The sequence below is a fragment of the Ferroplasma sp. genome (assembly GCF_037442045.1).
In the GTDB taxonomy this organism is placed as follows: Archaea; Thermoplasmatota; Thermoplasmata; order Thermoplasmatales; family Thermoplasmataceae; genus Ferroplasma.
The window spans coordinates 1-21,015 of sequence record NZ_JBBIRC010000015.1 but is presented as its reverse complement, the minus strand read 5'-3'; the positions used below and the strand labels follow the sequence as shown (position 1 = coordinate 21,015).

The following is a 21,015-nucleotide window of genomic DNA, read 5'->3' as shown; positions in this document are numbered from 1 at the left end:
AAAACGTAAAACTATTCTGGAAATAACATATATATAGGAATATATTACACAGCAATGGATGAACTTAATTTTGAGAACATCAATGAAAAGGTGAAGGAATATGCTATAAAAGAAACAAAAAAAATAAAGTACTCTTTAAAAGAAGAATACAATGAATCAGTGGGAAATCTAAGATTTTATGTTTACCAGAAAAAAATTAAATTTGTAAAGATAACAAAAACATTGCAATGTACTGTATCTATAGAAGACGGAAGAAATAAATTAATAGTAAACAATTCATGCATTCACTCAACCGACAAATTAATAGTCTGGACCAAGCCAGAAGAAAATGGAAATAGAATAGCGATTTTTGAAACAAAAGGTTCTGATAACGGATTATTGAAAATTTTTAATAAAAGTGAATTGTTATACGAAGAAACAGGATTTATAAATGATATAATATTCATAGATGATGGTTTCTATATTATAAAGGAGAAGAGGCCGGATAAAGTTACTGATAAGAAAATATCTCGAACTGGCGTTTACTTAAATGGAAATTATGTTTTTGGAAATGAAATAGAGCCGGGCAATGGACTTGAAGGTTATACCTTTGGAGATAAACTGTTTATTGTATCCGGAAACAATATATCGTCAACTATATACTCTGGAAATATTAACAGCCCATCAGATTGGAAAATAATAGAAAAATTAGAATGCCAGGTAAAATTGCTCGGTTACAGGGAAAATAAAACCTATAAATTGTTATATGAAGGCTCCGGATATATTGCCTCCAGTGAAGATAAATTCTCTACTGATGACTCTATAGAAGATGCGGTTATGGTAAAAGAAGGGTTATAGCAGTTAAAGGAAAGTATTAAGTAATATTGTTAAATAATGATACAATCTCCACGTGGGACCTCATCTGAGTGTCCTGTATGTGGTGGTAAATTAAAGCACCCTGCGTGGAAGATATCAAGATGCACAAACTGTGGTCAGGACTACAACAGGGACAGGCTCGCATCACTTGCAATAGCCCTTCGTGGTCTTGACCTTTGCGGAGAACCGTTCCCCGTGAGTGCGTCAGCCTCTTGGCAGTCCATGAAGGATGAATACCTGTACATCAGGCATACCTGACATGCCTGAAGCGGGAAGAACTGAGACTGCCTACGCTGTGAATGAAGCTGGTGCATAACAATGCACAATGTTTTAAGAACGGTTCCTCACCATTCAGATGAGAAACGCTGTTTCTATTCCAGTTTTGTATGACTTTAAGGGCAACAAATTAAAGGAATATAACTTTAATATACCTTATGGTTTAATTTCTCTCGATTCTGATGGGGATAATGCAATAATAGTTATGGGCTCCTTTGGTGTTCCATACAGCATATTTTCTTATAAAAATAAAGAAATAAAGCTTATTGACCGGAATATTGTTTCAAATCCAAAAGTATCAGATCATTATAAAGATCTGGATTTTGGTAGAGTGCATTATTTTTTTATTGAAGCAAATAAAAAAACAGATAATACTCTTGTATATGGCTATGGTGGTTTCAATATATCAATAACGCCTTCATACAACAATCTTTTTGCATATCTTATAAACAACGGCGTGAATGTAGTTATATGCAATTTACCTGGTGGTGGGGAATATGGTGAGGAATGGCACAGGCTTGGCATGAGGGAGAATAAGAAAAACGTATTTTCAGCATTTCAGGCCATAATTAAAGGATTAAAAACGCAGGGAAAACAAATTATTTGCTACGGTGTCAGCAACGGTGGGCTTTTATCAGCATATACTTTAACAAAAATTCCTGATGAACTGTCAGGTGCTGTAATTGGAAATCCTGTAACAGACCTTATGAGATTTCATAGGTTACTGGCTGGCCAGTACTGGGTCAGTGAATATGGAGATCCAGATAATCCTGATGATGCAAAATTTTTGACAAGATATTCTGCATATGAAAATTTAAAGCCCGGAAAAGAGCCGCCTGCACTTATATACTCAAGAATCGATGATGATCGAGTGCACCCAGCACACGCATTAAAGTTTTATAAAAAATTAAAAGATTTTGGAAGTGATCCATACCTGCTTATTGGTACTGGAGGGCATCTCGGTTCTGGCATGAATGATATACTTGAAGAAACAGTATATATTGCAGCTTTCATTTTTCAGGTGTTCGGCATAGTGAAATAAGTTTAATAATTTTGAATTAAATGTTAAATCATCTTCTGGAAAAAAGCACTCGGTTATCCAGATACTGCCATATCACTCCTGTAGAATTGAAGGCACTCTTATTTAAAATATCTATATGTTGCTCCAGTGTTATATTTTGATCGTGCGAACTTTCCGGATACCTTTCTGATCTTAATTTTAATTCCTTATTAAAGATTTTATTATTTTCTATATATTTCCACCATTCTTCCCAGTTCATAGCCCTGCTACTGGCAAGATTTCTCTCACTTATATTTTTTCTAATTTCTGAATAAAGTTTTATAATATATTCTGAATCATGAATACTTCTAAAATGATCACCGTCAAGAAAAATTCCATTATTATTTAAAATGCTATAAAAATCTGCGTAGAGATTATCTAATTTTTCCACAGGAATCCAGTGCAATGCAGTAGTGGAAACTATAGCATCAAATTTCTGGTTTGAAAGTTGCTTTAACCAATCATTTCCAGTTAAATCATATTCCATAATATTAATTCTGTTTCCATAATCACGAACATTATTTTTTGCAATTTTTAAAAGTACAGGATCATAATCTATTGAAAATATTATAGCCTCAGGGAATTTCTTTGCCAGCCTCAGTGTAAATGAACCAGGACCACATCCTGCATCAAGGATATTTTTAACTTTAGGATTTATATTCTTAATTACATCCATCATAAAGGTAAATCTTTCTTCTCTCATCTCTATCAGTGCAGTTTGCTGTGATTCCCATGCAGATAATAAATTGGCATATACTGTATCCATATTTAATGAATAACAACTATAAAATTAAATTTTCTGCTAATTTTTGTATACTGCAGGTATTTCATCAATGGAATTTCATATTACAGGATATATTTTAGAAATATAATATACAAACAGGCCATTTTTTTATCTTAGCATATTTTAGGATAATCCATTTAGACACTAATGCAGATTAATAAATAATTCATTCTCTATTATTAAATCATAAATAAAAATTGCAATGGACAAATTTATTTTAAAAGCATCTGTCCTTGCTACTAAAACACTCATAATAAATTTATTTGGATTTTAATTTGTATCCACAGTTTGGGCAATATACCATTTCATCTGTAATTGGATAACCACAATGAGGGCATCTCAGTGCAGTGTCTGGTAAATTTTCATTGTTTTCATCGATCATGTTTTCTCTTATATTTTCATATGGATTTGTTTTCTTGTCGTTTCCGAAAACAGCCATTCCTATATTCGCTCTAGGGGCTTTTGCTTTGGCCATATCCAGTTCGTGCCTTTTCTTTTCAAGATCATCTCTTTCCTTTTTTGTGGCCTGGTCTTTTTTAGATATTGTGGCAAGCCTTGTAATCTGGTCTACCCACATTTTTGCTTTTTTCACAGCAAAATCTGACCTGACAACTTTTTTAGAATCATCATAATATTCTATGGTGAGTATTTGCTTTGTAAATAAAGGAAAGGCTGGAGCCGCAGAATTAGCATTTTCAACATTGTAGAGAAACAGATTCAAATCCATAATTGCAGGAGATGCTCGGAATGCTGATCTTACACCTTTTTTTTCAAAGATAACTCTTTTATCAGTAAGAAACAGTAAACCTTTTACATAAACGTTATTCTCAATTTTCTTTGCCTTGGCATTAAGAAATTCATGTTCATCGCTTTCATATATTGGCATATCATACAACCATTATATATTGGATAATAAATTTTATGCCTATTTATTATAACCTTTAGAATTTATGTGAATCACTCCTGTGATATTGCATTTATCATAAAATTGGATTTTATGAAATATTCCATAATAATAATAAAGAATTAAAACTTATAAATACTTTTTTAAATAATAGATATCGTATAAATATTTATAATCATTTTAATCTTTATAATAAGCTGTAATTAGCTAAAATTATTCAAATATATTATTTCTATGCCTGTAAATTTTATTAAATGGCAATTATAAAAGAAAATTTATATATAGATTTGTTGTTATTTTAATATGGAACATAAAGACATACATGCACCGCATGGAAAAATATTGAATACAAAGGGATGGTCTCAGGAAGGAGCTTTGCGGCTTCTAATGAACAATCTTGATCCAATGGTTGCCAAAGATCCAGCGAATCTAATTGTATATGGCGGTAAAGGTAAAGCTGCCAGAAACTGGGAGGCATATGACAAAATTATAGAATCTTTAAAATCACTTGAAAACGATGAAACCCTTCTTATTCAGTCAGGTAAACCTGTAGGTATTTTTAAAACTACAAAGGATGTACCAAGAGTTTTAATTGTAAATGCCCAAATAGTTCCGCACTGGGCAACAGATGATATTTTCTGGGATCTCGAAGCCAGAGGATTAACAATGTTTGGCCAGATGACAGCAGGTTCCTGGGTTTATATAGGCACTCAGGGTGTACTGCAGGGAACATATGAAACGCTTTACGCACTTGCTAAAAAAGTATACCACAAAGATAATCTGAAAGGAAAATGGTTTCTGTCTGCAGGCCTGGGGGAAATGGGAGGAGCACAGCCACTTGCTGCAAAAATGAATCAATGTACCAGCATTATAGTTGAAGTGGATATGGAGAAGATCAACAGAAGGCTCAGAGATAAATATCTTGATAAATTTGCAACAAATTTGGATGAAGCGCTCAAACTGAAAGATGAAGCAATTAAATCCGGTGAACCAACTTCAATAGCTGTACTTGGAAATGCAGCTACCGTTTATCAGGAACTTCAGGATCGTGAAATAATTCCAGATATTGTTTCGGATCAGACCGCCGCACATGACCTAAATATTGGATATGTGCCTGAGGGCTATACAATAGATAACTTCCAGGAATTCAGGAAAAATAAACCTGAAGAATTTACAAAAAAAGTTTATGAAACTATAGTAAAGCAGGTAAGATCAATGCTTTATTTCCAGTCAAAAGGATCTTCGGTTTTTGATTATGGAAATGACATAAGGACAAGGGCAAAAGAAGGGGGGCTTGAAAATGCATTTGATATACTTGGTTACGTACCTGCATATATTAGAGATTTATTTGCTGTTGGTTCTGGCCCATTCAGATGGCTGGCACTATCCGGTAATCCTGAAGATATAAGAAAAATAGATGATGCCATAATTAAAAATATAGATGACAAACATCTTACTGATTGGATAAAAATGGCAAAGGAATATGTCCATTTCCAGGGATTGCCTGCAAGAATATGTTATGCATCGTATGGAGAACGAGAGAAAATCGGATTGATGATAAATGATATGGTAAGAAAAGGAGAACTTGATGCGCCGATAGCTATAGGAAGAGACCATCATGATACTGGATCTGTGGCTTCTCCATACCGTGAAACTGAATCCATGAAGGATGGAAGTGATGCCATAGCTGACTGGCCAATACTCAATGCATTGCTGAATGCAATTTCAGGAGCATCATGGGTATCTGTACACCATGGAGGCGGGACAGGAATTGGAAATGCAATTCATGCAGGATTTGTAATAGTTGCAGATGGAACAGATGATGCAGCAGAAAGAATTAAACGAGTACTGAATGCAGATCCCGGAATTGGTGTAATCAGACATGCAGATGCTGGATATGAATCATCACAGGAAATAATAAAAAAAGGCCCAAAATTCAAAAGCCCATATTTCAGCAAATAATATTTTTAATTTATTCAAGTTTTATATTTTTAGTTTCAGGCAGGAACAATGTAAGTATTATAGCAATTCCCATGACTGAAGCAAGAAATATATAGGCATTGAAATAATTTTTTCCATGTATAAGCAAGGACATGGCTATTACACCTATAACCGCACCTATTTTACCCATCATTGAGGAAAATCCATATGATGTCCCACGGAACTTTGTAATGGTGACTTCTGCAGGTATTATCCCTACCGTTGCACCGTCAAAGGCATTAAATAATTCCAGAAAAGATACTATAACTATTATACCAGTAAGAAAATAAAAGTGTGGCAGTATCAGAAATAATATGCCCATTACCAGAAAACCTGTAATTTGAATTCCTTTTCTTCCATATTTGTCTACCCTCATCATCACAAAAATGCCTGATACTATACCTATTACCAGGAAGAACGTTGTTAAAAGTGCATTGTCAACGTTGGTAACAAAATGCCCAAGCTTAAGAATTGTAGGGAGTGTCAGCGATAATCCATATGCCACTATATCATACAAAAACCAGATAATTGCAGCCAATAATATATCCTTATAATATTTTTTAGAGAACATTTCCAGAAATCCTTTTTTCTCCTTTTTAATCTCCCACATTTTGGATTCTGGAAGTGAAAATCTAAAAAATTCAACAACTATGGCTGGAATAACAGCAACGCCCAGCATCAGGCGCCATCCAATATTTCCAAATGGAAACATGAAAACCGCAACAATTGCACTGCTTATGGAACCAATGCTGAAAAATACAGTTGCCATTGCAAGGTAAAAACCTCTTTTTTCTGAAGGCGTTACCTCGGCTATATATGAGTTTGCCACAGGATATTCTGCACCGAGAACTATGCCAAGCAGCACTCTTGAAATAAAGAGCATATAGAAATTGACAGAGAATGCAGAAATCATATCAAAAAGAATAAAAAATAGGAGAGTGGATAAATAGACACGGCGCCTGCCTATTAGATCGCTTAAATACCCAACAATTATTGTGCCAATTATTGCACCTATTATTACAGATGCTATGAGCAAACCGTAATCCAGCGAATAATCACTAAGATGAATATAATTTGGTATAAGTAAAACGGCGAAAGCTATAACTGTTAACTGATATCCGTCAAGAAGCATCCCAAATGATGAGAGAACAACAATTTTATTTACGTTGGCGTTTTTTTCCATCATTCCTTAAACATAGTATGATTATTAAATTATCTATATAGTAAATATAAAAATATATAAAATAATCTATCCATATCACATTTCTTTTTAATTAATACTCACCAGCTGGTGTGTTGCATAACCATATAAATTAAATATATTGTAGAATCAGACAAAAGAAGGCAAATACACAGAACAAAATATTATTTTACGATAGAAAAATCAGCAACAATCCATGAAAATGATAGCAATAAAGATAATAAACGTAACTGGAAAGATTGCAATGAAGATCTTGCAACAAACCGCAACTCCTGCATTGACCATGATTTTAAGAATAAATGGCATGATGAATTAAATGAAGAAAAATAAAAATGGAAGTCCATATAAGTTTCCATTATCTTGTATAATGATAAAAATGGCTTGGCACTGTATATTAAGGCATAGCGGTAATTGCAAGAAAGTTATGTGAATATAATTTAGCCCTGGATTTTAATGATTACACAATAGCATATAGAACGATTTCTAAGCTAAAGCCAGACCTTGTATTACCATAATACAATGATTTGAAAATAGCATCAGATGGAACTGGATTGAAAACATCAGGTGCAGGCCACTACAGAATATACAAATAGGGAAAGAATGGATGAAGGAAGAATAAATTCTTAGCAATAACAATTGCAATGAATGAAAAGAAATTGCCCGACATGGATGCACATATAGAGGGAAAGGATACTCTGAGCCGAGTATAGCTGAGAAGCATATTAAAAATCTTGAAATGGCATAATATTCCCAAATTCTATGGTAATGGTGGATATAATACTAATAATATGTTTTATACAATGGGCAAATTTAAAATGGAATCCTGAATAAAGCCAATGCTGCACCTGGAAATATCATGGAATCTAAATATCGAATGAAAGAATGAGGAATATCCATTTCCATGGTACACAAATTACGGGTTAAGATCAAGAATTATGAAATAGATAGAATTAATTCATCTGTAAAGAGAAATTTTGGTGAAACATCAGGATCTAAAAAGCCAGAAAACGCATTATTAGCAGAATAATAACTCCAAAATTAGATTACTTTTATAAAAAAAATCAGGGTCATTGATAGTTTTCTAATAGTTCATAAAATCTAATTTTTGATTTCAATATTTGCTAAAACATTAACAAGGAATGAATATTTACCATTTTTGAATAAGTGCTAGAATATTCAACGATATAATGCAAATAGAGTTATTCTTTAATTATATTACAGATAATAATCTTTTTTGATATCTTTAATGCCTGTGATAATATTTTTTAATCATCGGATTTAATACCTTCATTTCTTATAACTGCAATAAATAAATACTTTACAATTTATTTATTGTTAATAAGTCGGTTCATATTTACATAAAAAACTGGCAAAAACTTATAAAGTTAAATAAAAATATATACAAAATATAAATAGCGACTCATGGAAAAAATTGGTGTTATAGGTGCTGGCATAACCGGTCTGTTTTCCGCACTTAATTTAGCTCTTGATGGGTATGACGTGACTCTTTTTGACAGGGATTATATACTTTCTGGGACATCTGGGAAATTTCATGGAATGCTTCACAGCGGCTCAAGATATTCGGTAAATGACAATGAATCGGCAAAGGAATGCATTCAAGAAAATAACCTGCTTTCATCAACCGCTTCAAATTTTATAAAAAATACTGGCGGATATTATCTTGCGCTTAATGATGAGGAAGCAGAATACGGAAGCAAACTTTTAGCAAAAAATAGGGAAAACGGAATACCGACAAAAGAACTCAGTGTAAAAGAGATGCTTAAAATTGAGCCAAATATAAATAAAAATATCGTTAGAGCTTTTTCTGTTCCGGATAAGGTAATATATGCACATCCTTTTGCTGCGGCCGTTGCAGTAGAAGCCAGTATACATGGAACCCATTTAAAATTTAAATCTGAAGTGCTTGGTGCTAAAATTAACAATAACTCTGTAGAATCAATAAGGTACAGTTCAAAAAATAAAGTTATTGAAGAAAAATTTGATTATATAATAAATACAACAGGCCCATGGGCAGGCAATCTATTAAAATCCTTTGGCATAGGCAACTTTGAAGTTATGCCCACACTTGGTTATATGGCATCATATGACTATTTATTTTCAAATGCAATTCTAAACAGAATGAGAGAACCATCGGATGGTGATATTCTACTCCCATACGGGACGATGTCTGTAGCAGGTACCGTTGCCATAATTTCAGAAGATGTGGAAAACAATGAAATTGATCCAGAAGATCTTGATACAATGCTTTCAGAAGTTTCAGAAATGGTACCATCCCTTTCAGGGCACACATATAAAAAACTATACAGCTCAATGAGGCCACTCATCAAGGAGGATTATGCCAGAGCTACAAGAGATTTTAAAATATACAGGAATTTGGACAATCTGTACAGTATAATCGGTGGAAAATTTACAACCTCAAGGCTCATGGGTGAGGCAGTTTCAAGAAAACTTTCGGAAATTACCGGAACACACTCACAGAATACTTCAAAAATTATCCTGAATGATACATTCGACAAATTCATAAAAATGCATAAAAGCGATTTGAATACTGGCTTTATGAATTATATCAGCTCATATGGCAATAGCATGGATTATGCTTATTTGAATCAGCTTGAAAGCGCATTTATTTTAAATGAAGCTATAAGACTGGGTGATTAAATGGATTTCGGGGGAAAAATAACAATAAATAATAAAAAAGAAGCCGTGTCAAATTTCCTTTCAAATATTGAAAACATAGTTCCATGCCTCCCGGGAGTATATGATTTCCAGATGAATGGAGATAAAATACAGTGCAAACTTAAACTCGATATTTCAGCAGCAAATATATCAGCAATGAATAACGTTACCGGCAAAATGTCTTTTTCATATATTAGCAGCTCTGACTCACTGAACATTGAAGGAACAGGAAGGCTTGCCGGATCAAAAATAAAATTTAACATAAATATAGAGTATGGCACTTCCGGCGATCAGGTGATTCTTGAGTGGAAAAGCTCTTTTGACTTTGGGCTTATTATTAAAGTAATGGGGAAAAATAAAGTGGACGAAATATCAAGGCAGAATATTGATAAAACAATGGAATGTATAACAAATAAACTGAATCAAGAATAAAATTTTAACGAATTAATATCAATTATTATATTATAACTATAAATATTATATATAGTTCTGATATTATTATATTTTATTCAATAAATATTTAATAATGCGAGAAAATTATTATTTAATGGTCACACTCATCTACGATTCTATAGCATGGGAAGAAAAAGAAATAATAAAAAAATTTCAAAGTGAAGGGATAAATTTTAATCTAATCAATGCGAAAAACAATGCATTAAACCTTACTGCTGATATTGATATTGAAGGTCCAGCTTTTATTCGATGCCTCAGTTCAAAACGTTCTCTTTACTATTCCTATATTCTGGAATCACATGGCATTAAGGCTGTTAATTCATATAAAACATTTAATATAGCCGGGAACAAGGTATTTACCACGTCATATCTTTACAGTAATGGAATAAAAACTCCTGAAACTGAAGTATCGTTTTTTCATGATAATGCACTAGAAACAGCGGGCAAGATGGGATACCCACTTGTATTCAAGCCAGCAACGGGTAGCTGGGGAAGGATGATTTCATTGCTAAAGGATGAAAATATTGCAGAAACTGTGTTTTCCATGAATGACATGGTAAGTGAAAATTCATATTATCTTCAGAGATATGTGGAAAGGCCACCCAGGGACATAAGGGCGATAGTTGTTGGCAACTCAATATCCGCAACAATATATAGATATTCAGGCGCTGGCTGGAAAACAAATCTGGCCTTAGGCGGAAAGGTGGAAAAAGCCGATCTTTCAGTGGAAGAACTTGAAATTATCATGAAAACTGCAGAACTATTCGATCCCGGTGTTATAGGAATAGATGCAATGGAGACAGAAAATGGACTCATGGTGCATGAAGTAAATTCAAGGGTTGAGTTTAAAGGCGCTTCAAAGGTATATGGAAATAAAATTATAAACGATATTGTAAACTTCCTGAAAAAGCTGGATTAAGTTTAATAATTAAATAAAAATATCAAATTATGGAAGACATATATTTAGACAAGAACGAAAACCCATTCAATATACCTGAGAAAATCAGGAAAGAATTCATAAAATACATTAAGGAAGCAAATTTTAACAGGTACCCTGAAAAAGGATTGCCTGAGTTGCTCAATAAACTGGCAGGATTGACAGGGTTTAGCAGTGAAAATCTAATAGCTGCAAATGGGAGCGATGAGCTTCTTGATATGTTAATTGAACACGCCGATGGCGATATAATAATAAGTTCCCCAACATTTGAAATGTATTCTTTTTATGCCAGAAATTACGGGCACAGGGCAATAGATATTCCATTGAGGCCGGATTTTTCCATCAACGCAGATGAAATTCTAAAGCATAAAGAAGCAAAGCTGATAGTAATATGCTCACCAAATAACCCAACAGGGAATTTAATAGACAGAAGCAGCATGGAAAAAATACTTGATTCCGGAATTGCAACACTGCTGGACAATGCTTATTATGAATTCTCCGGCGAAGATTATACTGATTTGCTGGCTAAATATAAAAATCTTATTATACTCAGAACATTTTCAAAGGCATATAGCCTTGCCGGGATGAGAATTGGTTATGGAATTGGAAACGTTGAATTTATATCGGAACTTCGAAAATTGCAGGCACCATTTTATATGAACATACTATCAGCTAAAATCGCAGAGATCATGGTTGATAATTATGGGCTTATAGGTGAAAATATAAAATACATAGTGAAGGAAAGAGATCGTGTGTATAATGAAATAAAAGAAATGGCATATCCAAGCAGTGCGAATTTTCTCCTTCTTAAAAAAGACCTTTATGCCTATATGGAGGAGAGGGGGATACATATAAGGAAACTGCCACTTCTAAAGGATAAATCAAGAATAACAATAGGTACGGAAAAAGAAAATAACAGAGTCATTGATGCTATTAAAGAATATGTTAAAAAATAATTTGTTATATTTTGCTCTGCCTATATACCAGAATGCCCGTATTTTCTATATTTGACATAAGGTAATGATTAAATGATTGTGCCATTGCTTCCTGCGGCACCATACCTATGAACTCTGATTTAATAATAGATATTCCGTATCCGGCCGCTTCGGACTTCACTGTTTCGAATATCCTGTATAATGGATTTTTCCTGTAATTAACTATATTCATGGAAATTTGAACAACATTTTTGCCAGGAATTTTAAATGCAAGCGATTTCACATATGCAAATCCACCATCTTTAGCACGTATTGCGGAAGCTATCTTTCTCCCAATTTTTATATCATCTGTATTCAGATAAATGTTGTAAGCTATTAACAGCTCTCTTGCTCCTATTATAGTTGATCCTGCTTTTCCAATTACTGAAGGCCCATAATCTGGAATATATTTGCCTGTTCCTATAACACTTCTCAATTCTTCGATTTGAAAACTTTTATTTCTTATATTTTCCAGATTTTTCCTTTCCGGTACAGTTGCGGACCTTTCATACATAAATACTGGAATTTTCAGTTCATTTCCTACCATCATTCCAATTTCACGGGATAATTTTATGCACTCATCCATTGTTGTATCCTCCAGTGGCACAAGCGGCATAATGTCAGTTGCCCCAAATCTGGGATGCAGGCCTTTTTGAATATCCATATCTATATTTTCAGCTGCGATTTTAATAAGATTAAACGCAAGTTCCACAACCGAATCAATGGTGCACACAACCGTAATTACACTTCTATTATGGTTATAATCCATTTCTGTATCCAGCAACTTGGCATCAGGAAATGATTTAACACAGTTGGAAAGCAAGTTAATGATCTTACCGTTTCTGCCGTCACTGAAATTGGGAATGAGTTCTACAAGTTTCATTGCATTTAATCATAAAAACAAATATTAAACTATGCAAAATATATATTCAATATACAATATAATAAAGCTAATATTATGTAATGCAATAATATAATATGTTAAAAAACTGTTTTATAAAAAATATTGAAAATCAATTGCATTCAATTAATTATCATTTTAATATGGAAAATTTAGATATTTATGAATCTGCTATAAATAAACTATACGAAAATTCAGAATATTCTTCATGGGCCAGTGTTAAAACAGAAGTAATAGATTGCAAAATATACATTTATTTCCATTATAAAAATAAAATAAACATAAGATATATGGAGGATATACATACCAACAACGTGGCTGATGTCTTTTTTGAATTTCTGGAATATGAAGCTGTAAAAAAAGAAAGAAGAAATAAGAATAATTCGGTTAAAGACGATATAATAAAAAGGGAATATGGAGATGTAAAAGCCATAACACTGATTTATAAAATTACTATAAAGGAAATGGATATAATCATTAACTCTGATAAACAATATGAAACTATATTTGACAGGGAGAATGGTCTGGAAATATTTTAAATAAATGAATATGCTTGCCTTAGCTTTCTGTTGCCTAAATTATCGTTCGGCCCGGTTATTTTGATTATCATCATATTCCTAAAAATAAAAGTAAAAAGTTTAGAAATATACAATTATTTTAAAAAATTAGCCTTTTCAAGCACAAATTCATAAAACTGGTTATCATCCATCATTTTTGTTATTTCAAGAAGATCGCCTGTCGAAGGCCTGTCAGTCACCAGTGGCTTCACTATTGACCTTATTTTCATGTATATTTCAGCAGTTGGTCTGGATGGTTCGTATTTTTTGAATTCAAGTGACTGTGCCCCCAGAAGGTATTCTATAGCTATTATGGATTTTACATTTTTATTTATTTCTATAAGTTTCAGGGCTGCATTTGTTCCCATGCTTACATGGTCTTCCTGATTTGCTGATGTTGGGATTGTATCGGCTGAATTTGGATGGGCCAGTGTTTTGTTTACATTGCATAATGCAGCAGCTGTATACTGTGGTATCATATATCCAGAATTTAATCCATAGTCATTTATAAGAAATGGAGGCAATTTGCTTAAATTTGTGTCAACAATTCTTGCAATTCTTCTTTCTATAATATTCCCAAAATCTGTCATTGCAATAGCAACAAAATCAGAAATCATTGCAACCGGCTCTCCATGGAAATTGCCTGTGGATATATAATCGCCATCCATTAAAAGTGGATTGTCAGTTGCTGAGTTGATTTCTATTGTAAGCACTTTCCTTCCATATTCCAGAGTATCCCATACTGAACCATAGACCTGCGGTGCGCATCTCAGCGAATAAGCATCCTGTACTTTTTCCTTATTTGCATTTTCTACTATTTTGCTTCCTGCAAATAATGTCCGGAAAGCCTTGCCAACAATCTGTTGCCCAGCATGCGGCCTGGATGCCAGAGCCCATTCGCTAAATGCCTTATCGGTTCCAGAAAGCCCCTCAAACGACAATGCAAAGGAACCAAATGCTTCAACAATCAGAATTTCAGATTTTTTCAATTCAAGTGCAAGTATCCCGCATATAACAGATGTTCCGTTTATCAGTGCCACACCCTCCTTCTCACCAAATCTATACGGTTCTTTTCCGAAATTTTTGAATACATTAAACGCTTTCTGGATTTTGCCTTTATAAAAAACATCTCCTTCCCCCATCATTGCAAGTCCTATATGCGCCAGCGGTGCAAGGTCACCACTTGCTCCTACAGATCCGTATTCTGGAACAACAGGTATTATATTTTCATTGATCATAAAAAGCAAAAATTCAATCATTTCCTGGGAAACACCTGAATAGCCCTTCGCAAGTGTATTTGCCCTTATAACCATTATAGACCTGACTGTGGCAATATCAAGTGGGTCTCCAATTCCAGAAGAATGGCTTCTTATCAAATTTATCTGAAGCTGCACTATATTTTTCTGGTCAACGTTTACATTTAAAAGTGATCCAAAGCCAGTGTTAACGCCATATACAGGTTTTCCTGATTCAAGAATTTTCATTAACGATTTCTTTGATTTTTTTATTTGTGCATATGCAGATTCCGCAATAGCAACTTTCTCCATGCTATTTGCCACAGCATTGACACCTTCTATGGTCAAATTGTTTCCATCGATATATATCATAATATTCAAAACACAAAAATGTATATTAAACTACGCCATAAGCAAAAAATACTGAATATACTTTTAATTCATAAAAAAATTGAATATGTTTTAACCTGTATTGGAGGTCTTATTTCTTTGAAAAAAATCTGGCCAAATCGTTGTATGCCATTGTATTTATTATCCTGTTCTTTGTTAACCACCCACGGCGTGCTGTTCCAACTCCAAGTTCCATAAAATCATAGCCATAAATGTTATGCGAATCTGTATTTACAGAATAATATATTTTATATTTTGATGTTTTTAATATATTTTCATCGTTTAAATCCAGCCTTGACGGTGATGAATTAATCTCCATTGCTGTATTATACCTTTCACAATATTTCGAAACTTCTTCAAGATCAATGTCATATCCAGCCCTTTCATTGATTAATCTACCAGTTGGATGTCCTATAATATTTACTTTATTTGTTTTTATCGCGCTGATTACTCTCTGAGTCATATCTTCCCTGCTCATTCCTGTATTATTATGTACAGAGGCTATAACAACATCCATGGAATCCAGTGTTTTATCTTCAAGATCCAGCGATCCGTCCTTTAATATATCAACCTCTGCTCCTTTTAATATTTTGACATTATAATTTTTATTTAATTTATCTATCTTTTCAAAATAGGAAATAAATTCATCGTCAGTCATCCCATTTGCTATTTTCAGGCTTTTCGTGTGATTTGTAATGGCAATATAATCATAATTTTTTTTGGCTGCAGCATCGGCCATTTCTTGTGTTGTATTCATTCCATCGCTTTCCACTGTATGAAGATGCAGGTCTCCCCTTATATCATTTAACTTTACCAGTTCTGGAATATTATGTTTTAATGCAATTTCGATCTCACCACGATCCTCTCTCATTTCCGGTGGGATATAATCCATTCCAAGCTTATTATAGATAAATTTTTCATCCCTAGTTTCTGCAACATTATTATCATTGTAAAATAATCCATATTCGTTTAGCTTATAATTATTGTCTATTGCTATTTTTCTTACTTTTATATTATGGTCTTTGCTTCCGGTAAAATATTGAAGGGCAGCACCATAACTCTCTGGTTCAATCACACGCAAATCACATGTTGTCCCAATATTCAATAATACTGTTGTTTTTGTATTGCCCTTTACTATAACAGATTTAACATCATCAAATTTGGTGAACAATTCCATTACTATTTCCGGTTCCTTTGAAATCGCAAGAATATCCAGATCACCGACTGTTTCTCGCATTCTCCTTGTTGAACCTGCTATGCTGCATTGTTCAATGCTCTTGCTATTCATTAAATATTCCATAATTTTTTTTGCCTCATTAAGCCCGGTGCCAAGCAATATTCGGCCCTGCATTGAACCGGCAATTGAAATATTTTTTAATATTAATTCTTCACTTCTTTCTCCAAAGCCTGATAAGTCCCTAATCTTATGATTTTCCGCTGCTATTTTTAAATCGTTCATATTCTTTATTCCAAGTTGATTATATAATACCAAAGCCTTTTTTGGGCCAATGCCCTCCATCTTTGATAAATCATTAAAATCTATGGGATACTGCTTTTTTAATTCCTCATATTTTTCTATTTTCCCGGTTTTCAAATATTCTGCTATATGCTGTGCAAGTCCTTTTCCAATTCCTGGTATGTTCATCAAACCTTCCATGCCGTTTTTATCATAAATATCAGATATATCTTCTGGCATGGATTCTATTGTTCTTGCCGCCCTTTGATAGGCAAGAGCCTCAAATCTGGATTTATCATCCATGCTTAAAATATAGTATAAATTATTAAATATCTCTGCCAATTCTTTATTTTTCATAGAAATTAATTCTTATTAAAATTATAAATTTATCTATATTGTATTATCTCCTATTCTGGAATCACTAATACATATTAAAAATTCATTTAAAAAACAGGTATAGGAAACAACATTTGTTTATTTTTGTAAAATCAACTTTCCAATTTTATTATAAATGCTGCTTGAAGCAGATACTATGATCTGCTTATTTTCCATTTCATTGGAAAGGGCCATTGCTATTGAAGATACATTGTTTATGCTTTCTAAATTGCCACGGTAATAGACTTTTGCATAATTCTTTATTCTATTACTACCTGAAAAGTATAATGGCGGTATTATATCAATAATATATTCATGTTCCGGAAAATGGGCAAGAATAGAATGTAATCTATCCATTTCATTCTCTGTATACTTACATCTGCACACAACCTTGAAAAGCTTGCGGTTCATAATTTTTTTAACGGTTTCGGCAGAACCATAATTCATTAATTTCTCTATAAATTGAAAATCTGTCATTTTCATATCATTGCTATCTTTACATTTCAGGTCAATATATGCATTACCTAGCATTTTTTGAGCTATTCTGCTGGTTTTATGAAAATAAACTGTATTGAACATCAATATGCGGGTAATTATTATGGATTCTATGGTGGGAATAGATTTTTCTACGCCAACAAGGTCCGTGCCATCTATCATCAATGTGTTAAATAATCTTTTATAATCAATTTGCCCCATAGTCACACCGCAGAATAATGCGTCCCTTCTTAAATAATCCAGCTCATCAACATCTATCGCACCGCTTACCATGTTCGAAAACAAAGGATATTTTTTTGATGTGCCTGTAGCAACTTCTGCTATTTCATAAGGTTCATACCCATATTTTTTGAGAATGTCAGGAATTGTACTTTCACCGTAAGGTTCATTGCCGCATATTATTTTTTTTGTCAAATCTTCATGAACAACATGATAAAGGGAGTAAAATTCATCTTCAAGGCTGTGGCTGAATGGCATATGTCCTATATCATGCAAAAGAGCAGCTATTATCGGCATTCTACTTTTTATTTTTAATGAATCAGACAGTTCCTGTGCCATGAACATTGTGCCAAGTGAATGCTCAAATCTTGAATGGTTCGCTCCTGGAAATACTAAATTGCACAATCCCAGTTGCTTTATGTATCTCAATCTTTGAAAATATTGTGAATCAATAATTTCGCTAAACAGGCCATCAATCTTTATTGGGCCATTTACCGGGTCCTGAATAATTTTATACATAAATAATCTTAATACTGGACACATCTGGCTCAGTCCAGGTGTTCTGGTAGCGTCCTCCACTTCCTCTCCTCCCCGCACCCTCTCAGCATCGATGGTTCAGAATACCGTTGTTCCCTTCCGGGCCTGGCGGATTTTCCCAATAAATTGCACACATATCCTCCTTTGAGGTTATATGTACAAACCCCCAATCCAAAAGGACAGAGACTCTACGATTCCATGAAGACTGCCAGAGGCCTGGTTGCCCTCGCCAGACAGTCGCCCCCGCATTTCGGCACGGGTCACAGGGAGGGCCTGGCTCCCCGGTCAAGTCCAGTACTACTCAAATGTATACATGTTAAAAAAATTTTGCTATTTTTAATATTTCCATACTGCTTATTATTCAACTTTCGAATTATTCTTATAATATTTTACAGCTTTTTCATAATCTTCTTTCCGATTCAAATTAAAGAATCCACTGGTGCTTATATTTATATTCTTATATTGCAGATTTTCATCTTCAGGTTTTTCAAAAAACATTGATATGCCAGAGAGTTCTCCATTCACAATAAGGGTAGCAACTCCTGTACCTGTTAAATCTGCCTTTTTTATAAATTTGTAAAGCAAATCAGTCGGGAATATAAGGTCTGCAGAAATTACAAGAACAGGTAATGAACATTGTGAAATGGCATATTTTAAATCTTCAGTATAGTTTCCTTTGCCGTAAAATTTTGCAACTTCAGGATAATAGTCAAGAAATTCCGTGTTTTTGCTTATGCACATACTTACTCTAAAATTTTGTTCTTTTAATTGTTTTACAATCATATCTATTATTTTTTCCCCATTAATCTCAAGAAGCATTTTTTTACATGTTCCCATTCTGCTTCCAACACCACCTGCCATTATAATTGCATCCACAGTGGTAAATTATTTCTTCATTATATAATTTTCATTCTTACAGATATGTTGATTATTCACTAAGAGAGGAAGGCTTATAAATGTTCTGGAAATCATAATGTTAAATGAATAATTTGCTGGATTGGTACCGGGAATACTTGAAAGTAATGAATAAATGTTTTGACGCAGGTTTAATCGACCTTGGTGATTATAAATTTATAGATCCAGAATTTTTATTGCTTATCTTTCCACTGTTAAACAATAAAAATATTAAATATAAAAATCCCGTTTCTCAATTATGCAGTAATTATATTGATTTTAATCTAAAAAATTATAATCAGGTGCTTTCAGATACAAACACAATACCTGTTTCCACATTAAATGATAAAAATTATAATGCTATTTTAAAAGAAATTTTTAACATAATTGAGAAAAATTTAAAATTGCCCTCGAACGCCAAAAATTTAACTGGATATATGATTGGAGAATTATTCGACAATATTGAACAACATTCTGGGTCATCTAACAATTATCTTATTCTGCAATACTATGATAAACTTGGCCTTGAAATATCAATTTACGATGATGGTATTGGAATCCCGGGTGATTTCAAAATTCATGGAATAAGAAAAAAAGATGATAGTGAATGTTTGGAAGAGGCAATATCTGGTATATCTACAAAAGGAGAAGAACGCGGTTATGGATTAAATACCATAAATAATATTATAAGCAGCAATAAGGGCGTCGAATTTATAATTATATCTGGGCAAGGGATATACCATTATTTAAATAATAGCAAATCAATATATAATGTCGAGGAGAAATATAAATTTAATGGCACATTAATCTCTATAATATTTAAAGATACAGAAGTACTACAAAATATAGATTACCTTAAATATGTATAATAACGCCAGGTTACGAAATTTGTTAACCATGTTAGTAAATTCCTTTGAAGGTTATCATCTTTATGATGCTTAACTTCCCCGGTGCAACGCAACCTCTATATTCCATTTTTAAAATATTCTGGTATTGTTTACTATTATGTTGCATTGGCTTCATGATTGTTCTATAAGCATAACGGAAGAGTCCTCCGGAACGCCTTTCAACATATCCCTGTGATGTTCATTTGCTCCTGAATATTCCTAAATTAATTGCCATAGCATTCTTTCTTTTTTTAAATGGGCTGAGAATATAAAGTTTTATTTTAATATATATTTACAACGTAAAAGTTTTTAATTCAATTTTTTCGTTATCAGTTATTTTTTTTGGTTTGTTAGTGAAATTAATCATGTTCAATACGTTATCATTAATATTTATTTCCCGTACATTTTTTGGAGAATTTTTTTTATGATAAGCATACTGTGATGCAAAAGAGTGCGTGATACCAACAACTTCACTGAAATCAATTATTATTTTTTCATCCTTCATATTATTTATTTTATCAAATAAAATATCACAGGATTTTCTGGTAGATGGATATATACCTATTAATTTGGTCAATTTGAATTCCATAGTTAAATATTGAATATTAATATTTAAAAGTTGCCACATATTTATTTAGATATGTTAATAAAAATATTTAATTCCCGGTGACAGATTAAACATGGGTAGAAATTTGAATTATATGATGAAAATATGATTGAATTATACAAAATTTATAATTACTAATTGCCATAACCTGATATGAAAGATTACTACTTTGAAGGTGAAGAGAAATTTGGATTCTTTACAACATCGTTTTACGATACCATAGCATGGAGGCTTCTCAAAAAATTGTATAAATTTGCACTGGATGAAATGAATAGTATGAAGCCAGAAAAAATACTTGATATAGGTGCAGGCCCTGGAAAACTTTCAATAATGGTTGCTAA

General features: G+C 33.0%; 20 protein-coding genes, 1 other RNA gene and 1 pseudogene. 12 read left to right on the top strand and 10 right to left on the bottom strand.

Annotation, left to right across the window (positions count from 1 at the left end; translation table 11 throughout):
* The first annotated feature begins 54 nt into the window (after positions 1 to 54).
* From WKI77_RS03365 to WKI77_RS03355, 3 genes are all read left to right on the top strand, one after another.
* Positions 55 to 837 carry a hypothetical protein gene (locus tag WKI77_RS03365; protein ID WP_337860419.1) on the top strand — a complete coding sequence of 261 codons (783 nt, stop codon included), beginning with the start codon at positions 55 to 57 and terminating at the stop codon, positions 835 to 837.
* Between the two features lie 36 nt (positions 838 to 873).
* Positions 874 to 1,113, top strand: a complete 240-nt coding sequence (locus WKI77_RS03360) for a zinc ribbon domain-containing protein (RefSeq protein WP_337860418.1) — start codon at positions 874 to 876, stop codon at positions 1,111 to 1,113.
* 97 nt (positions 1,114 to 1,210) lie between these two features.
* A complete protein-coding gene (locus tag WKI77_RS03355; RefSeq protein WP_337860417.1) occupies positions 1,211 to 2,173 on the top strand; it encodes a prolyl oligopeptidase family serine peptidase in 963 nt (320 codons plus the stop codon).
* A gap of 28 nt (positions 2,174 to 2,201) precedes the next feature.
* Here WKI77_RS03355 and WKI77_RS03350 read toward each other — a convergent pair whose 3' ends face one another.
* Positions 2,202 to 2,957, bottom strand: a complete 756-nt coding sequence (locus WKI77_RS03350) for a class I SAM-dependent methyltransferase (RefSeq protein ID WP_337860416.1) — start codon at positions 2,955 to 2,957, stop codon at positions 2,202 to 2,204.
* A 277-nt stretch (positions 2,958 to 3,234) separates the two neighbouring features.
* Entirely contained in the window at positions 3,235 to 3,861 is a 627-nt protein-coding gene (locus tag WKI77_RS03345) for a zinc ribbon domain-containing protein (protein ID WP_337860415.1), read from the bottom strand.
* 321 nt (positions 3,862 to 4,182) lie between these two features.
* On the opposite strand from WKI77_RS03345, the gene hutU reads away from it, so the two are divergent.
* A complete protein-coding gene (gene hutU / locus WKI77_RS03340; protein ID WP_337860414.1) occupies positions 4,183 to 5,841 on the top strand; it encodes a urocanate hydratase in 1,659 nt (552 codons plus the stop codon).
* A 10-nt stretch (positions 5,842 to 5,851) separates the two neighbouring features.
* Here the strand turns inward: hutU and WKI77_RS03335 are convergent, their stop codons facing one another.
* Positions 5,852 to 7,042, bottom strand: coding sequence for an MFS transporter (locus WKI77_RS03335; RefSeq protein ID WP_337860413.1), 1,191 nt, complete (start codon positions 7,040 to 7,042; stop codon positions 5,852 to 5,854).
* Positions 7,043 to 7,961: 919 nt separating this feature from the next.
* On the opposite strand from WKI77_RS03335, the gene WKI77_RS03330 reads away from it, so the two are divergent.
* The 5 genes from WKI77_RS03330 to hisC all read left to right on the top strand — a co-directional run bounded on the left by WKI77_RS03330 (position 7,962) and on the right by hisC (position 12,103).
* Positions 7,962 to 8,087, top strand: a complete 126-nt coding sequence (locus WKI77_RS03330) for a hypothetical protein (protein ID WP_337860412.1) — start codon at positions 7,962 to 7,964, stop codon at positions 8,085 to 8,087.
* 395 nt (positions 8,088 to 8,482) lie between these two features.
* Positions 8,483 to 9,739 (top strand): FAD-dependent oxidoreductase, encoded by a 1,257-nt coding sequence (locus WKI77_RS03325; protein ID WP_337860411.1) that lies wholly within the window; start codon positions 8,483 to 8,485, stop codon positions 9,737 to 9,739.
* Positions 9,740 to 10,189, top strand: a complete 450-nt coding sequence (locus WKI77_RS03320) for an SRPBCC domain-containing protein (RefSeq protein ID WP_337860410.1) — start codon at positions 9,740 to 9,742, stop codon at positions 10,187 to 10,189. It abuts the gene before it with no gap.
* A gap of 115 nt (positions 10,190 to 10,304) precedes the next feature.
* Positions 10,305 to 11,129: a RimK family alpha-L-glutamate ligase gene (locus WKI77_RS03315; RefSeq protein ID WP_337860409.1), complete on the top strand. Its 825-nt coding sequence runs from the start codon at positions 10,305 to 10,307 to the stop codon at positions 11,127 to 11,129.
* A 29-nt stretch (positions 11,130 to 11,158) separates the two neighbouring features.
* A complete protein-coding gene (gene hisC / locus WKI77_RS03310; protein ID WP_337860408.1) occupies positions 11,159 to 12,103 on the top strand; it encodes a histidinol-phosphate transaminase in 945 nt (314 codons plus the stop codon).
* A gap of 4 nt (positions 12,104 to 12,107) precedes the next feature.
* On the opposite strand, the gene ftcD is transcribed toward hisC, so the two are convergent.
* Positions 12,108 to 13,004 (bottom strand): glutamate formimidoyltransferase, encoded by an 897-nt coding sequence (gene ftcD / locus WKI77_RS03305; RefSeq protein WP_337860407.1) that lies wholly within the window; start codon positions 13,002 to 13,004, stop codon positions 12,108 to 12,110.
* A 161-nt stretch (positions 13,005 to 13,165) separates the two neighbouring features.
* Between ftcD and WKI77_RS03300 the strand changes: the two genes are divergently transcribed.
* The gene (locus WKI77_RS03300) at positions 13,166 to 13,561 is read left to right on the top strand and encodes a hypothetical protein (RefSeq protein WP_337860406.1); all 396 of its coding nucleotides are present in this window, start codon (positions 13,166 to 13,168) and stop codon (positions 13,559 to 13,561) included.
* A 113-nt stretch (positions 13,562 to 13,674) separates the two neighbouring features.
* Here the strand turns inward: WKI77_RS03300 and hutH are convergent, their stop codons facing one another.
* From hutH to WKI77_RS03275, 5 genes are all read right to left on the bottom strand, one after another.
* Positions 13,675 to 15,186 (bottom strand): histidine ammonia-lyase, encoded by a 1,512-nt coding sequence (hutH, locus tag WKI77_RS03295; protein ID WP_337860405.1) that lies wholly within the window; start codon positions 15,184 to 15,186, stop codon positions 13,675 to 13,677.
* A 109-nt stretch (positions 15,187 to 15,295) separates the two neighbouring features.
* Positions 15,296 to 17,017: a DNA polymerase/3'-5' exonuclease PolX gene (polX, locus tag WKI77_RS03290; protein WP_337860404.1), complete on the bottom strand. Its 1,722-nt coding sequence runs from the start codon at positions 17,015 to 17,017 to the stop codon at positions 15,296 to 15,298.
* A gap of 117 nt (positions 17,018 to 17,134) precedes the next feature.
* Positions 17,135 to 18,292: an HD domain-containing protein gene (locus WKI77_RS03285; protein ID WP_337860403.1), complete on the bottom strand. Its 1,158-nt coding sequence runs from the start codon at positions 18,290 to 18,292 to the stop codon at positions 17,135 to 17,137.
* Positions 18,281 to 18,583: signal recognition particle sRNA (ffs, locus tag WKI77_RS03280), an RNA gene on the bottom strand. The genes WKI77_RS03285 and ffs overlap by 12 nt, the downstream gene beginning before the upstream one ends.
* A 60-nt stretch (positions 18,584 to 18,643) precedes the next feature.
* Positions 18,644 to 19,162, bottom strand: a complete 519-nt coding sequence (locus tag WKI77_RS03275; RefSeq protein WP_337860402.1) for an NTP transferase domain-containing protein — start codon at positions 19,160 to 19,162, stop codon at positions 18,644 to 18,646.
* 104 nt (positions 19,163 to 19,266) lie between these two features.
* On the opposite strand from WKI77_RS03275, the gene WKI77_RS03270 reads away from it, so the two are divergent.
* The gene (locus tag WKI77_RS03270; RefSeq protein ID WP_337860401.1) at positions 19,267 to 20,049 is read left to right on the top strand and encodes an ATP-binding protein; all 783 of its coding nucleotides are present in this window, start codon (positions 19,267 to 19,269) and stop codon (positions 20,047 to 20,049) included.
* A 310-nt stretch (positions 20,050 to 20,359) separates the two neighbouring features.
* Here the strand turns inward: WKI77_RS03270 and WKI77_RS03265 are convergent, their stop codons facing one another.
* Complete coding sequence (locus tag WKI77_RS03265; protein ID WP_337860400.1) at positions 20,360 to 20,656, bottom strand: hypothetical protein; 297 nt, start codon at positions 20,654 to 20,656, stop codon at positions 20,360 to 20,362.
* A 171-nt stretch (positions 20,657 to 20,827) separates the two neighbouring features.
* On the opposite strand from WKI77_RS03265, the pseudogene WKI77_RS03260 reads away from it, so the two are divergent.
* Positions 20,828 to 21,015: pseudogene (locus tag WKI77_RS03260) on the top strand (class I SAM-dependent methyltransferase); the annotation flags it as partial.